Here is a 13481-nt window from a genome sequence, read left to right on the forward strand (position 1 = left end):
CTGCTGGGGTCATCTGGGCGCGATCTGTGGGGCGAGCATATCGCGCGCCGGACCGGGCTGCAATCGCCGCAGGATCAGTCTGTCGTGACCGGAACGGATTGCACTTCGGCCACGGTGCGGGCCAGATCCACATCGGTTTCCAGATCCGCCACCTGATAGGTGGCCGTCACATTGTCGACCGACAGGGCGACATTGGACGTGACGGTGCCGCGCGGGCCGACAGGCCCGTAATGCTGGCCATTCACCGTGAAATAGATGGACCCGGATTCGCCGACGCGCAAAAGGGCGGGCTCTTCCGTCATCGGGACGGCATAGCGGTCGCCCGCTTCCATGATCCCTTCGAAAATCACCGATCCGTCGGCGGCATTCACCCGCACCCATGCCGAACGCACGGCGACCATCTCGACCCCCGGCGCGGGGTCTGCGACGACCTGCGGCATCTGCGGGCCGAACTGCACCGCCTCGTTGAGGGCGGTTTCGATCCCGGCGGACAGATCCTCGGCCGAGGTGCGATCGGCGAAGGCACCGACGGTGGACGGATCAAGGGTCGAGATCGGCGCATCCCGCGCGACCAGCACCGGCACATCCAGCGCCTGCGGGCGATACATCCGCGTCAGCGCATCATTCGTGGGCGGCGTCACACCCGAAGCCGCCAGCGCCGTGCCCGCATCCCCTGCCCCCGCCGCAGGACGGGCCTGCAGGGGATCAAGATCGGACAGCACGCTGGGTGTGTTTTCGACCGGGGCAAAGGTCACGCGCTGCACCTCGTTCAGGACGGCCCAGCCGCCATAGCCGATGGTGCCGATCAGGGCCAGCAGCACCAGGGTCGATCCGATGGCGCGCGGTTCGATCTGGCTGAAAAAGGCATCCTTGGCCGGGGCAAAGGGCGTGGTCGGCGCCGCAAAGGGATCGCGCGCGCTGTTGACCTGACGCGGCAGGGGCGCGCGCTTGGCCGAGGAGGCCGAGGGCGACATGCCATGCGCGGTCGAAAACCCGCTTTCGGCGCAGAACGCCTCAAAGGCCTTGTCGGGGTCCATATTCAGGTAGCGCGCGTAAGAGCGCACGTAGCCCGCGATGAATCCGGGCGTATCGAAGGCAGAGGGATCGCAATTCTCGATCGCGGCGATATAGGCGGCACGGATGCGAAGTTCGCGTTGCACGTCCAGAAGGGATTTCCCCATCGTCGCGCGTTCGCCCCGCATCAGGTCACCCAGACGCAGGTCGTAGTCATCGAACCCTTTAGGTTCGACCGCCTTCTCTTCCACCTTTCGGGAGAACCTGCGCCCGATCATACCTGCTGCCCCGTCAGTTTGAGGTTTCAGACTCGCACCATCCCCGATTCGAGTCTCACTCTTTCTTGAACCAACGGTAACACAGCACAAGCAGATTTACACTCGAAGGATAGTCACGCCGACAATTCGGCGCGATTCAGCGCACAATGCGACCAAAGTTCATCCATGGCCTTGACCAGACGGTCCATTTCGTCCGGCCCATGCACCGGCGAGGGCGTGAAACGCAGCCGTTCGGTGCCGCGCGGCACGGTCGGAAAATTTATCGGCTGAACATAGATCCCATAGCGGTCCAGCAGCATGTCCGACAGTTTCTTGGTATGGACGGGATCGCCCACGATCACGGGCACGATATGGCTGCCGTGGTCGATGATCGGCAGGCCCAGACCCTTGAGCCGGGTCTTGAGGATCTTCGCCTGCGTCTGGTGCTTTTCGCGCAGGGCGTGGTCGCGTTTCAGATGCGCGACCGATGCCGCCGCCCCCGCCGCAATTGCCGGCGGCAGCGAGGTGGTGAAGATGAAGCCCGGCGCATAAGATCTGATCGCGTCGCACATTTTCGCACTGGCCGCGATATAGCCACCCATCACGCCATAGGCCTTGGCCAGCGTCCCGTTGATGATGTCCAGACGGTGCATCAGACGGTCGCGCTCCGCCACACCGGCCCCGCGTGCGCCATACATGCCCACGGCATGCACCTCGTCGATATAGGTCAGCGCGCCGAATTCATCGGCCAGATCGCAGATCGCCTCGATCGGGCCGAAATCGCCATCCATCGAGTAGACGGATTCGAATGCGATCAGCTTGGGGGCTTTGGGATCGTCAGCCGCCAGCAATTCGCGCAGATGCGCCACGTCATTGTGGCGGAAGATGCGCTTGTGCCCGCCGTTGCGGCGCACGCCTTCGATCATCGAGGCGTGATTGAGCGCATCGGAATAGATGATGAGACCCGGAAACAGCTTGGGCAGCGTGCTGAGCGTGGCGTCATTCGCGATATAGGCCGAGGTGAACAGCAGCGCTGCTTCCTTGCCATGCAGGTCAGCCAGCTCTTTCTCAAGACGCTTGTGCCAGACCGTCGTGCCCGAGATGTTGCGCGTGCCGCCGGACCCTGCGCCCGTGGCATCCAGCGCCTCATGCATGGCGGCCAGGACGGCCGGATGCTGGCCCATGCCCAGATAATCGTTGCCGCACCAGACGGTGATGGGGGCTTGCGACCCATCGGGCTTGCGCCAGATCGCATGCGGAAAATGGCCGCGCTGACGCTCGATGTCGATGAAGGTGCGGTAGCGGCCTTCCTTGTGCAGGTTGTTGATCGCCTGATCCAGCTGGGCTGAGTAGTCCACTGGCATCCCCCTTCTTTTTCGTCAGTCTCCGCCGGGGCAGAGCGGCCCGCGGGCCCATATCGCCAATCTGGAATGGATATAGTTTCATCCATACCTCTGCAACAGGTTACAAATTGCCGCTGCTGTCGCACCTTGATCTGGGTCAATAAGATAGCCCTTGAAATCATCTTTCCAGAAGGTCTGGTCCCTGCCCGGCCCGCCTGCCCCCGGACCGCGGTCTGGACAGTGGGCGCAAGGGTGATACGGTCAGCGCAAAGCGCCTTGTTAGGCGCAAGATGACCGAAAGGAAGACCATGTCCCTCAATGATGTTCTGGCCCGTATCGACGCCGACCTGCCCGCCGCAACCGGGCGTTTGCTGGATCTGCTGCGCATTCCCTCGATCTCGACCGATCCGGCCTACAAGGCCGATTGCCAGACCGCGGCCGATTGGCTGGTGGCGGATCTGGCAACGATGGGAATCACCGCCAGCGCCCGGCCCACACCGGGGCATCCGATGGTGGTGGGTCACGTGGACGGGCCCGCCGGCAGCCCGCATGTTCTGTTCTATGGTCACTATGACGTGCAGCCGGTGGATCCGCTGTCGCTCTGGGCCTCGGACCCGTTCGACCCCAAGGTCGAGGACACGCCCAAGGGCAAGGTGATCCGCGGACGCGGCGCATCCGACGACAAGGGCCAGTTGATGACCTTTGTCGAGGCCTGCCGCGCGTGGAAAGCGGTCAACGGTGCGCTGCCCTGCCGCATCACCTTCCTGTTCGAGGGCGAGGAGGAATCGGGCTCGCCGTCGCTCATCCCTTTCCTTGAGGAGAACGCCGCAGAGTTGCGCGCCGATGTGGCGCTGATCTGCGATACGGGCCTGTTTCAGGACACCTCGCCCGCGATCATCACCATGCTGCGCGGCATGGCGCGCGAGGAATTCACGATCCACGCCGCCACGCGCGATCTGCATTCGGGCATGTATGGCGGCCCCGCGATCAACCCCATTCGCGTGCTGACACGCATCCTTGGCGGCCTGCATGACGATCAGGGCCGCGTGGTGGTGCCCGGTTTCTATGACGGCGTGCCCGAACTGCCCGACGCGATCCGCGCGCAATGGCAGAATCTGGCCTTTGACCATGGCACATTCCTTGGCGATGTCGGCTTGTCGCATCCCGCGGGCGAAGCCGACCGCACACCGCTTGAGATGATCTGGTCGCGGCCTACGGCCGAAATCAACGGCATCTGGGGCGGCTACACGGGCGAAGGTTTCAAGACCGTGCTTCCGGCCGAGGCCCATGCCAAGATCAGCTTCCGTCTTGTGGGCCAGCAGGACCCCGCCGCCATCAGCCGCAACTTCCGCGAATGGCTGAGCGCGCAACTGCCCGCCGATTGCACCGTGGAATGGAAAGACCTTGGAGGCGCCGCCGCCAGCCAGATGCAGATCGACCATCCGCTGTTCGAGAAAACCCGCCACGCCCTGACCGAGGAATGGGGCACGCCCGCCTCTTATGTCGGCTGCGGCGGATCGATCCCCATCGCGGGCTATTTCCAGTCGATTCTGGGCATGGAATCGATCCTTGCCGGCTTTGGCCGCGACGACGACCAGATCCATTCCCCCAACGAGAAATACGACATGGAATGTTTCCACAAAGGCATCCGCAGCTGGGCGCGTGTTCTGGATAAACTGACATGATATCAGGATTTTCCGAGGCGATCTTCATCCATGACGACCTCGATGTCGCCTATAGCATGGGTGGCGATGGTGCGCCCTTGGTGCTGCTGCACGGCTTTCCCCAGACGCGGGCCATGTGGGCGCATATCGCGCCCGCACTGGCCGAGGGGCGGCGTGTGATCTGCCCCGACCTGCGCGGCTATGGCGCCTCGGGCAAGCCCGCGCGGGTCGAGGATTACAGCTTCCGCGCCATGGGCGGCGACATTCTGGCGCTGATGGATCATCTGGGCCATGACCGCTTCGATCTGGTGGGCCACGACCGGGGCGCGCGCACGGCGCATCGGATCGCCTTGGACGCACCGGACCGGGTCAAGAGCCTGACGGTCATGGACATCATCCCGACCCACCTGCTTTTGTCGGAACTTTCATATCAGGTGGCAAAATCTTATTATCACTGGTTTTTTCTGGCACAACCTGAACCTTTCCCCGAAACCCTGATCGGGGCGGACCCGGATTTCTACTACCACTCCTGCCTGTTGGGCTGGGGCGGCGCCACGCTGGAGGATTTCGATCCGGCGCAGCTTGAGGCTTACAGGGCCGCATGGCGCGACCCCGACACGATCCGGGGTATGTGCAACGATTACCGCGCGGCCATCGCCCATGACGTGGCGCTGGACGAGGCCGACTTGCACCGCCGGGTGACCTGCCCGACGCTGGTGCTTTATGGCGCGGACGGGGCGATGGCGCGCGCCTATGACGTGCCTGCCACATGGGCCGACCGCTGCGCCGACCTGCGCGCCGCCACAGTGCCGGGCGGGCATTTCTTCCCCGACACGGCTCCGCAGGAAACGCTGGCCGCAATCCGCGCCTTTCTGGACCGGGGCTAAGGTCAGACCACGCCGACGAACCGCTCCGGCAGGATGAACTGCTGCGTGTAATCTGGCCTGTCAAAACAATAAAATCCGGTATCGCCGCGCGCGCGGAAGGTGCGGCGCATCTTGCGGCGGAAGGGGGACATGTCGAACCCCTCGACCATCTCGAGCCCGGCAAACGCCTCGAACACCGCGCGATCCTCGCCGCGCGCCTCGGCGAACCAGTGCCGCCCGATAGAGGTATCCTTCACATCGCCCCCCACCTCGGCGGTGGTGGCGTTACGGCGGTCCATCACCTCGGCATAGGCGGCAAAATCGCAGAATTTCAGATGCAGCAGATACAGGTCATCCGGCGCGTGCAGCTTGGGGTATTGGGTGAAATGCCCGCCCCGCGCGATCTTGGTGCCCGTGGAAATGATGCAGGGCTTGGAGTAATGCGGCGCGACACGCACATGGCGGCGCGGGCCGATGATGCGGTCGGTGATCGCGTCAGGTTCCAGATCGGTGCGGTGGATCACCTCAAGCCCCAGCGGGGTGATCACCTGCTTGTCCGCCGTTGCCGCCAGATACTCCAGCAGGCTTTTCCCCGTTTCGGGATCCACAACGACCAGTTCATCCACGTCGCCCACGATCACATGGCGGTAATAGCTTTTCAGCCCGGCCACCAGATTGTTCAGCAGCCGCCAGCGCTTCATATCGAAGTTCTTGTGAGGATCGCCCGGTATCCCGATGATATTGCACCCTTTTGCCAGTTCACTCACGACCTCGCCCCGACCGTGATTGATGACATAGCAATTCTCGCGCCCCAGAACCGTCCCGTAATGGCGCAACCATGCGTTCAGGAAGAACGCATCATCCCGCACCATGGTCACGGCTGCCGCTACCGTTTGCATCACTGACCCTCACCTGCACTTGCCTCGGCCCCTGTTTAGCCTGTTTGAAAAGCGGTGAGAATCGAAATTACCGACTGGCGTGGGCAGCGTCCTCTCCGGGATCACGAGAAGGATGTATACCGATGGCGAGATAGCGGACAATTTCGATCAAAGGGGCCGTTTTCCACGCCGCCGGACCAAGAACGACCCGACCCGGTTTCAGGTTCTGGACCTGCCTCGCAGCGCCACAAGTCTTGTGCGCAAGTTGCCTGAAAGGAAGGTCCGCCCCTGATGCTGCGGCGCAGGCTTTGGGCTGGAAACATGGCATCCGCGCGATGATCGCCATGCAGCGTATCTTTGCGGGCTTTGCTGTGGTGCGCGTCGCGCACGCCGGGGCGCTGTCGCCACCCAAGCGAGGCTGGCATGCCGCCTGCCGCGCATCAGGCGCTTGCCCTTTTCCATCTGCTTGCAAGCGACCGGCCTGTCATCTTGAGCCGTGACAGGCTTGGGCCCGATGATCTGGCTTTTCTGAAGGCAACGCGCGGCCTGCGCGTGGAAGCCGCCCTGCGCTATCCCTACGACTGTCGCCAGCGTCGCCACCCCTTGGCCAGCGCCAGAAGCCATGGCAGGGCGTGATAGAGAAGGTCGAAGATGTCGATGGGCCGACGCAGATCGCCCGTAGCCAGCATCTTCAGCTTTTCCCAGATATGCGGCTCGGGCACGAAGGGTGCCAGACCCAGTGTCAGACAAAGCATGACCACAATCGGCCAGCTGATCTTGTCCAGAAGGGCCATGGGAATGTCCTGATCAGGGAAGTAAGTGGCGCGGTTGACGGGGCTCGAACCCGCGACCCCCGGCGTGACAGGCCGGTACTCTAACCAACTGAGCTACAACCGCGCGACGCGCTTCAGAATCAAGGGACAGCGATGGCGCGGTTGACGGGGCTCGAACCCGCGACCCCCGGCGTGACAGGCCGGTACTCTAACCAACTGAGCTACAACCGCTCGCTATCCGCAAGGTCTCCCAAGCGTGAGAGGCTACTTATGCGGTCCATCCCGCCCCGTCAACAAGGTTTTACCCAAAAAGCGACAAGCCGTCCGGGGCGTGAGTTACCGCTCTGGCAGGGGGATATGTTCGGCATCATCGCCCGGCGGCAGGCGGAACCGCCCATGCTGCCAGTCGCCCTCGCGCCATGCCTCTTTCGCGGCCTCGATCCGCTCTTTCGACGAGGCCACGAAGTTCCACCAGATATAGCGTGGCCCCTCCAGCGTGGCTCCGCCCAAAAGCAGCACACGCGCGCCCGCAGGCCCGGCCGTCAGGCTGATACGGTCACCGGGGCGGAACACCATCATGCGCCCCGCCTCAAAGCTCTGGCCTGCAACAGTCACGGAGCCTTCCAGAACATAGACGCCGCGATCCTCGTGATTGTCGGGCAAGGGAATCGCCGCGCCAGCCTGCAAGGTGGCATCGGCATAGAACATTTCGGACGGGGTCTTGATCGGTGCCCGTGCGCCCCAGGCATCGCCCAGGATCAGGCGCACGGATTTCCCCTCGCCCTCCAACAACGGCAGAGCGTCCTTGCCCGCATGCTCAAAGGCGGCGGCCCCATCCTCGGCCCCTTTGGGCAGGGCGACCCAGGTCTGGATCCCGAACAGGCTGTGGGGGGCCTTGCGGATCTCGCCATCGGTGCGCTCGGAATGGGTGATGCCATCCCCGGCCACCATCCAGTTCACCGCACCCGGCGTGATCCACTGATCGGTGCCAAGGCTGTCGCGATGATGGATCTGCCCGCGCATGAGGTAGGTGACCGTGGCCAGCCCGATATGCGGATGCGGGCGCACGTCGATCCCCTGCCCCGTCACGAATTCGGCCGGTCCCATCTGATCGAAAAAGATGAAAGGCCCGACCATCTGGCGGCGGGGCGCAGGCAAGGCGCGCCGCACTTCAAACCCGCCCAGATCACGGGCGCGCGGCACGATGACGGTCTCGATGGCATCCACATCGTCGCCCGTCGGGCAATGCGGATCAAGTGCAGGGTTCCAACTCATGAGGCTCTCTCCTTCCTTGCGGGTTCGCAGGAAAGATACACCATTGCAGGATTGCACAAAATACCGACTTAATGATATATTATGTGCGTTTTTGCAAAGATCAGATGGCGGACAGGCGCGGCTCATCTGTCGGGGGCAAAGCCTCGACCGTGTCGGCATTCATCAGACCTGCCACCCTCTCCAGGGCCGACAGAAGCATCAACTGCTCCCAATCGGGCAGCGCCTCGAACTTGGCGCTGAAGGCTGCATAAAGCGGGTTGGGGGCATTGGCCAGCAAGGTGCGCCCCGCTTCGGTCGCGGTGACGCGGATCAGGCGGCGGTCCTGCTCGCTGCGCCGGCGGGTGACGAATCCCCGTGCCTCCAGCTTGTCGATCAGGGATGTGATGGTCGCTTGGCTGACGCCGGAACGCCGCGCGATTTCCTTGGGCGTGGTCCGATCATCCTCGGCCACGATCTCGAGCACGATCATCTGGGCCAGCGTCAGTCCGGTGCGCCGCGCCAGCGCGCGGGCATTGGTGTCGGTCACATGCATGATGCGACGCAGGGTCACGAGGGCGGATTCGGATCGACTGGTCATGGATATACCCCAGGTGGACGGCGCGCCATTTTGGCTCAACCGCTCTGACCTTGCAAGATAGTCGTTTGATTGCCGAAGCATAACCATGTCTCCTATATCTTCGCTCATCGAAGTAATTTTCTTCCCCTCCCGCAGATATCCAGATGCCGGATGAACGTTTATATAGTCAAATCGCGAAAAATTGCAAATTTCGACCAGTTCGCCCAAAAGGGTTGCAATTTGATAATCGAAGTATATGTTTCGGCTATCGAATGAAATAGCGCCAAGAGGGACCGATGTCCGACGACATGAACACGATCAAGACGACGCGCAGGGCCAATGTCCGGCTGCGTAAACCGACCGTCGAGGATGGCTCGGACGTCTGGGAGCTGATCAGCACCTGCAAGCCGCTTGACGAGAACTCGATGTATTTCAACCTGATCCAGTGCGATCATTTCGCCGACACCTGCATTCTGGCCGAGCGCGAAGGACAGATCGTCGGCTGGATTTCGGGCCATATCCCGCCCGAAAAACCCGATGCGCTGTTCGTCTGGCAGGTCGCCGTCAGCCCCGAGGCCCGCGGCCTTGGTCTGGCGGGCCGCATGTTGCGGGCCCTGTTCGACCGCCCCGAACTGGCGGATGTAACCCGGATCGAAACCACGATCACCCGCGACAACAAGCCATCATGGGCGTTGTTCCGCGCCTTTGCGAAAAAGCGCGGCGGCACCCTGACCCATGCCCCGCATTTCGAACGCGGCGCACATTTCGACGGCGCGCATGCGACCGAATATCTGGTCAATATCGACTTTTCCGCCGCGGCGCAGAATACGGCCCGCAGCCATGTGCAAGCCGCGCCGCAGGACCGCGACAGCGCTCCGCAGCAGCACGCCGCCTGACCCCCATCATATCCGAGAGGTATCACCATGACACGCACCGACACAGCCGGTGTTTCCGGCATCTATGACCGTCGCGAATCCGCCGCACGCAGCTATTGCCGCAGTTTCCCCACCGAATTCGTCAAGGCGTCCAACGCCACCATGACGGACGCGCAGGGGCGCGACTACATCGACTTTCTGGCAGGCTGTTCCTCGCTGAACTACGGCCACAATGACCCTGACATGAAGGACGCGCTGATCGCCCATATCGCGGCGGATGGCGTAACCCATGGTCTGGACATGCATACCAATGCCAAAACCAAGTTTCTTGAGGCGTTCGAGACGCTCATCCTCAAGCCGCGCGGCATGGACCACAAGATCATGATGACCGGCCCCACCGGCACCAATGCGGTGGAAGCCGCGATGAAGCTGGCGCGCAAGGTCACGGGGCGGCACAATATCGTGGCCTTCACCAATGGCTTTCACGGCATGACGCTGGGCGCGCTGGGGGCCACCGGCAATGCAGGCAAGCGCGGCGGCGCGGGCATGCCCATTCCCGGTGTGACCCACCTGCCGTATGAAGGTGCCTTCGGGCCAGAGGTCGACACGCTGGCGCAGATCGAGATGATGCTGGAGAACCCCTCCTCGGGCATGGACGCGCCTGCCGCTTTCCTGCTGGAACCGGTGCAGGGCGAAGGCGGCCTGAACGCGGCCTCGGCCCATTGGATCAAGGGCATCGCAGCCCTGGCCAAGAAGCACGGCGCGCTGCTGATCCTGGATGACATTCAGGCCGGTATCGGTCGCACCGGGACCTTCTTTTCCTTCGAGGAAATGGGCGTTGTCCCCGACCTGATCCCGCTGGCAAAATCCCTGTCCGGCATGGGTCTGCCCTTCGCGGCGCTGCTGATCCGGCCCGAATTCGACATCTGGAAACCGGCCGAGCATAACGGCACCTTCCGGGGCAACAACCACGCCTTCATCACCGCCCGTGTGGCGCTGGAGAAGTTCTGGGCCGATGACGCCTTTCAGACGCAGATCGCGGAAAAGGCCAAGGTGCTGAACTCCCGTCTGGTCGAGATTGCCGGGCTGGTGCCCGGCGCCACCCTCAAGGGGCGCGGCATGATGCAGGGGATCGACGTCGGTTCCGGTGATCTGGCAGGGGCCATTTGCGCGACCTGTTTCGATCATGGCCTGATCATCGAAACCTCGGGCGCCCATGACGAGGTGGTCAAGGTTCTGGCGCCGCTGACCATCCCGGTTGAGCAGCTGAAAGCGGGCCTTGATATCCTTGAGGCCGCCACCCGCGCCAATACCCAGACCCACAAGATTGCAGCGGAGTAACAGACATGATCGTGCGCGATTTCAACATCGAGAAGAACACAGACCGCAAGGTCGCGGATCAGCGCTGGAACTCTGTCCGGCTGCTGCTGGCGGGGGATGGGATGGGTTTTTCCTTCCACATCACCACGATCGAGGGCGGCAGCGAGCATACGTTCCACTACAAGAACCACTTCGAGAGCGTCTATTGCATCTCGGGCGAGGGCGAGATCGAGGATCTGGCCACTGGCGAGGTGCATCAGATCACCCCCGGTGTCATGTATGCGCTGAACCTGCATGACAAGCACACGCTGCGCGCGCGCAAGGAACTGGTGCTGGCCTGCTGCTTCAACCCGCCCGTGACCGGCACCGAGGTGCACCGCGCTGACGGCTCTTACGCCGCTGCCGCCGAGTAACCTGTCCCGCCATCAATACGAAAGGGCGACCGGCTGTTCCGCAGTCGGCGCGATCCTGACATGACACATACCGTTGAAAAGATCGGCGGCACCTGCATGAGCCGCGCCACTGACCTGCTGGACAGCCTGTGGCTGCGCGATGCCCCTTACGGGCGCATCTTCGTGGTCTCGGCCTTCGGCGGGATCACCAACCGCCTGCTGGAGCACAAGAAGTCCGGCCAATCGGGCGTCTATGCCCTCTTCGCCGATGCCGATAACGACGAGGGCTGGTCCGAGGCCCTGACCGCCACCGGGGCGGAAATGATCCGCCTGAACAACGAGATCCTCTCGGACGTGGGCGACCGTCAACGCGCCGATGCCTTCGTGCGCGACCGGATCGAGGGCGCGCGCGCCTGCATGATCGACCTGCAACGCCTGTGCTCTTACGGGCATTTCCGCATCGAATCGCATCTGATGACCCTGCGGGAATTGCTGTCCGGTCTGGGCGAGGCGCATTCGGCTTTCGTCTCGACCCTGCTGCTGAACCGCAACGGCGTGAACGCGCGTTTCGTGGATCTGACCGGCTGGCGTGATGACGCACAGCCCGATCTGGAAACCCGGATCAAACAGGGCTTGGAAGGTCTGGACCTCTCCGCCGACCTGCCCATCGTGACGGGCTACGCGCAATGTTCCGAAGGATTGATGCGCGAATATGACCGTGGCTACACGGAAGTGGTCTTTGCCCATCTGGCGGCACAGACGGCGGCGGCCGAGGCGATCATCCACAAGGAATTCCACCTCTCCAGCGCGGACCCCAAGCTGGTGGGGCTGGACGCCGTGCGCAAGATCGGGCGCACCTCCTATGACGTGGCGGATCAGCTGTCCAATCTGGGGATGGAGGCGATCCACCCCAACGCGGCCAAGATCCTGCGGCAGGCGGATGTGCCCCTGCGCGTCAAACATGCGTTCGAGCCCGAGGACCCCGGCACCTTCATCGGCCCCGAGGGCGGCGCGGCTGGCCGGGTCGAAATGGTCACCGGACTGGGCGTCTATGCCTTTGAACTGTTCGAGCCTGACATGGTCGGTGCCAAGGGCTATGACGCGGCCATTCTGGAGGCGCTGACGCGGCATGATGTGTGGATCGTGTCCAAGACCTCGAACGCCAATTGCATCACCCATTGGCTGGACGGCTCGCTCAAATCCATTCGCCGGGCCGAACGCGATCTGGCCAAGCGCTTTCCCAATGCCGAGATCACGACCCGCAATCTGGCGCTGGTCTCGGTCATCGGCAGCGACCTGTCATCCTTGGGCGTGATGCGTCAGGCATTGAACGCGCTGGACGGTGCGGGCATCCACCCCATCGCGATGCAGCAAGGCACCCGCCGGGTCGAGATGCAGGTGATGGTGGACAAGGACCAGATGGCCGAAACGATCAAGGTGCTGCACCGCGCCTTGATCGAGGAGGCCGAGGATGAGATCGAACCCGAGCATCCGGCCATTGCCGCCGAGTAACTGATGGTGACACGAAAGGGGGCTGCGGCCCCCTTTTGGCCTGCACAGGCAAGGGGCTTCAGCCCTGCTCGAACACCGCCATCTGGCTGGCCCCGCCCAGATCGGGATGCGCACCGGCAATGTCGCGGACCATCACCTGATACCCGTTGCGCCGGGCAACGCCCCCGGCCCAGTCGCGAAACTGCGCCCGCGTCCATTCAAACTGATGATCCGGGCGGCGGAACCTTGTGCGGGGCACCCCCAGAAGGTCGTTGAACTCGGCATTGGGCGTGGTCACCACCACAGCGCGCGGGCGCATCACGCCGAACACCGCCGCCTCCAAAGCGCCCAGCGCCCTGGGCGGCAGATGTTCGATCGTCTCCACCAGACAGGCGCAGTCAAACCCCGCCAGATCGGGATGCGCGGCGGTCATCGACCCCTCCCGCGCCTCTGCCAGCATGCCGCGCGGATGGCGGGCCAGCCTGTCACGGCACCGCGCCAGTGCGGCGGTATCCAGATCCAGCCCGACCACCGCCACGATCCCCTCACACTCCAGCAGCGGCAGCATCAGATCCCCTGACCCGCATCCCAGATCCAGCAGCCGGGCCGCGCCCAGCGCCTTGACCGTGTCCAGCACGGCCGCCAGCCGTTCTTCGTGCCACCAGTTGCCCATGCCCGCCCCCTTGGATGCCGCAAAGCCCTAGCATGCCCCCGCGCCGCGCATAAGCCCCGCGCAATCGCCCTTGAAGCGGTCTGCAATCTCCCCTAGCCTATCAC

General features: G+C 63.3%; 13 protein-coding genes and 2 tRNA genes. 6 read left to right on the forward strand and 9 right to left on the reverse strand.

The features are described from left to right. Window positions 1-74: 74 nt before the first annotated feature. Both PVW27_RS14785 and hemA read right to left on the reverse strand, forming a co-directional pair. Window positions 75-1292 (reverse strand): helix-turn-helix domain-containing protein, encoded by a 1218-nt coding sequence (locus PVW27_RS14785; protein ID WP_274558965.1) that lies wholly within the window; start codon window positions 1290-1292, stop codon window positions 75-77. Window positions 1293-1405: 113 nt separating this feature from the next. Beyond that, window positions 1406-2629 (reverse strand): 5-aminolevulinate synthase, encoded by a 1224-nt coding sequence (gene hemA / locus PVW27_RS14790; protein ID WP_274559017.1) that lies wholly within the window; start codon window positions 2627-2629, stop codon window positions 1406-1408. A 293-nt stretch (window positions 2630-2922) separates the two neighbouring features. Here hemA and PVW27_RS14795 point away from each other — a divergent pair, with 293 nt between their 5' ends. Next, the gene (locus PVW27_RS14795) at window positions 2923-4299 is read left to right on the forward strand and encodes a M20/M25/M40 family metallo-hydrolase (RefSeq protein ID WP_274558967.1); all 1377 of its coding nucleotides are present in this window, start codon (window positions 2923-2925) and stop codon (window positions 4297-4299) included. Further along, a complete protein-coding gene (locus tag PVW27_RS14800; protein WP_274558969.1) occupies window positions 4296-5165 on the forward strand; it encodes an alpha/beta fold hydrolase in 870 nt (289 codons plus the stop codon). The genes PVW27_RS14795 and PVW27_RS14800 overlap by 4 nt, the downstream gene beginning before the upstream one ends. 2 nt (window positions 5166-5167) lie before the next feature. Here the strand turns inward: PVW27_RS14800 and PVW27_RS14805 are convergent, their stop codons facing one another. From PVW27_RS14805 to PVW27_RS14830, 6 genes are all read right to left on the reverse strand, one after another. Then, a complete protein-coding gene (locus PVW27_RS14805) occupies window positions 5168-6043 on the reverse strand; it encodes a glycosyltransferase family 2 protein (RefSeq protein WP_274558970.1) in 876 nt (291 codons plus the stop codon). Between the two features lie 554 nt (window positions 6044-6597). Further along, the gene (locus PVW27_RS14810) at window positions 6598-6816 is read right to left on the reverse strand and encodes an RND transporter (protein ID WP_274558972.1); all 219 of its coding nucleotides are present in this window, start codon (window positions 6814-6816) and stop codon (window positions 6598-6600) included. 26 nt (window positions 6817-6842) lie between these two features. Beyond that, window positions 6843-6919, reverse strand: a tRNA-Asp gene (locus PVW27_RS14815). Window positions 6920-6949: 30 nt separating this feature from the next. Continuing rightward, window positions 6950-7026, reverse strand: a tRNA-Asp gene (locus tag PVW27_RS14820). Window positions 7027-7131: 105 nt separating this feature from the next. Further along, entirely contained in the window at window positions 7132-8070 is a 939-nt protein-coding gene (locus tag PVW27_RS14825; RefSeq protein WP_274558974.1) for a pirin family protein, read from the reverse strand. A gap of 100 nt (window positions 8071-8170) precedes the next feature. Further along, on the reverse strand, window positions 8171-8647 hold the full coding sequence (locus PVW27_RS14830; RefSeq protein WP_274558976.1) for a MarR family winged helix-turn-helix transcriptional regulator: 477 nt from the start codon (window positions 8645-8647) through the stop codon (window positions 8171-8173). Between the two features lie 275 nt (window positions 8648-8922). On the opposite strand from PVW27_RS14830, the gene ectA reads away from it, so the two are divergent. Genes ectA through PVW27_RS14850 form a run of 4 tightly spaced genes read left to right on the forward strand, consistent with a single transcriptional unit; the run spans window position 8923 to window position 12725 of the window. After that, a complete protein-coding gene (ectA, locus tag PVW27_RS14835) occupies window positions 8923-9522 on the forward strand; it encodes a diaminobutyrate acetyltransferase (RefSeq protein ID WP_274558977.1) in 600 nt (199 codons plus the stop codon). Between the two features lie 27 nt (window positions 9523-9549). Then, on the forward strand, window positions 9550-10842 hold the full coding sequence (gene ectB, locus PVW27_RS14840) for a diaminobutyrate--2-oxoglutarate transaminase (protein WP_274558979.1): 1293 nt from the start codon (window positions 9550-9552) through the stop codon (window positions 10840-10842). Window positions 10843-10847: 5 nt separating this feature from the next. After that, window positions 10848-11234 carry an ectoine synthase gene (locus PVW27_RS14845; protein WP_274558981.1) on the forward strand — a complete coding sequence of 129 codons (387 nt, stop codon included), beginning with the start codon at window positions 10848-10850 and terminating at the stop codon, window positions 11232-11234. 60 nt (window positions 11235-11294) lie between these two features. Continuing rightward, entirely contained in the window at window positions 11295-12725 is a 1431-nt protein-coding gene (locus tag PVW27_RS14850) for an aspartate kinase (protein ID WP_274558983.1), read from the forward strand. A gap of 58 nt (window positions 12726-12783) precedes the next feature. On the opposite strand, the gene PVW27_RS14855 is transcribed toward PVW27_RS14850, so the two are convergent. Beyond that, on the reverse strand, window positions 12784-13377 hold the full coding sequence (locus PVW27_RS14855) for a methyltransferase domain-containing protein (RefSeq protein ID WP_274558985.1): 594 nt from the start codon (window positions 13375-13377) through the stop codon (window positions 12784-12786). Between the last annotated feature and the right edge of the window lie 104 nt (window positions 13378-13481).

This window comes from Seohaeicola sp. 4SK31 (genome assembly GCF_028802875.1).
In the GTDB taxonomy this organism is placed as follows: Bacteria; Pseudomonadota; Alphaproteobacteria; order Rhodobacterales; family Rhodobacteraceae; genus Seohaeicola.

Excerpts from the sequence above, each read along its gene's own strand:
- PVW27_RS14805 (WP_274558970.1), bottom strand. The coding sequence starts at position 6,043 with ATGCAAACGGTAGCGGCAGCCGTGACCATGGTGCGGGATGATGCGTTC.
- ectB (WP_274558979.1), top strand. The coding sequence starts at position 9,550 with ATGACACGCACCGACACAGCCGGTGTTTCCGGCATCTATGACCGTCGC.
- PVW27_RS14795 (WP_274558967.1), top strand. The coding sequence starts at position 2,923 with ATGTCCCTCAATGATGTTCTGGCCCGTATCGACGCCGACCTGCCCGCC.
- PVW27_RS14845 (WP_274558981.1), top strand. The coding sequence starts at position 10,848 with ATGATCGTGCGCGATTTCAACATCGAGAAGAACACAGACCGCAAGGTC.
- PVW27_RS14825 (WP_274558974.1), bottom strand. The coding sequence starts at position 8,070 with ATGAGTTGGAACCCTGCACTTGATCCGCATTGCCCGACGGGCGACGAT.
- PVW27_RS14830 (WP_274558976.1), bottom strand. The coding sequence starts at position 8,647 with ATGACCAGTCGATCCGAATCCGCCCTCGTGACCCTGCGTCGCATCATG.
- PVW27_RS14810 (WP_274558972.1), bottom strand. The coding sequence starts at position 6,816 with ATGGCCCTTCTGGACAAGATCAGCTGGCCGATTGTGGTCATGCTTTGT.
- PVW27_RS14785 (WP_274558965.1), bottom strand. The coding sequence starts at position 1,292 with ATGATCGGGCGCAGGTTCTCCCGAAAGGTGGAAGAGAAGGCGGTCGAA.
- PVW27_RS14800 (WP_274558969.1), top strand. The coding sequence starts at position 4,296 with ATGATATCAGGATTTTCCGAGGCGATCTTCATCCATGACGACCTCGAT.
- ectA (WP_274558977.1), top strand. The coding sequence starts at position 8,923 with ATGTCCGACGACATGAACACGATCAAGACGACGCGCAGGGCCAATGTC.
- PVW27_RS14855 (WP_274558985.1), bottom strand. The coding sequence starts at position 13,377 with ATGGGCAACTGGTGGCACGAAGAACGGCTGGCGGCCGTGCTGGACACG.
- PVW27_RS14850 (WP_274558983.1), top strand. The coding sequence starts at position 11,295 with ATGACACATACCGTTGAAAAGATCGGCGGCACCTGCATGAGCCGCGCC.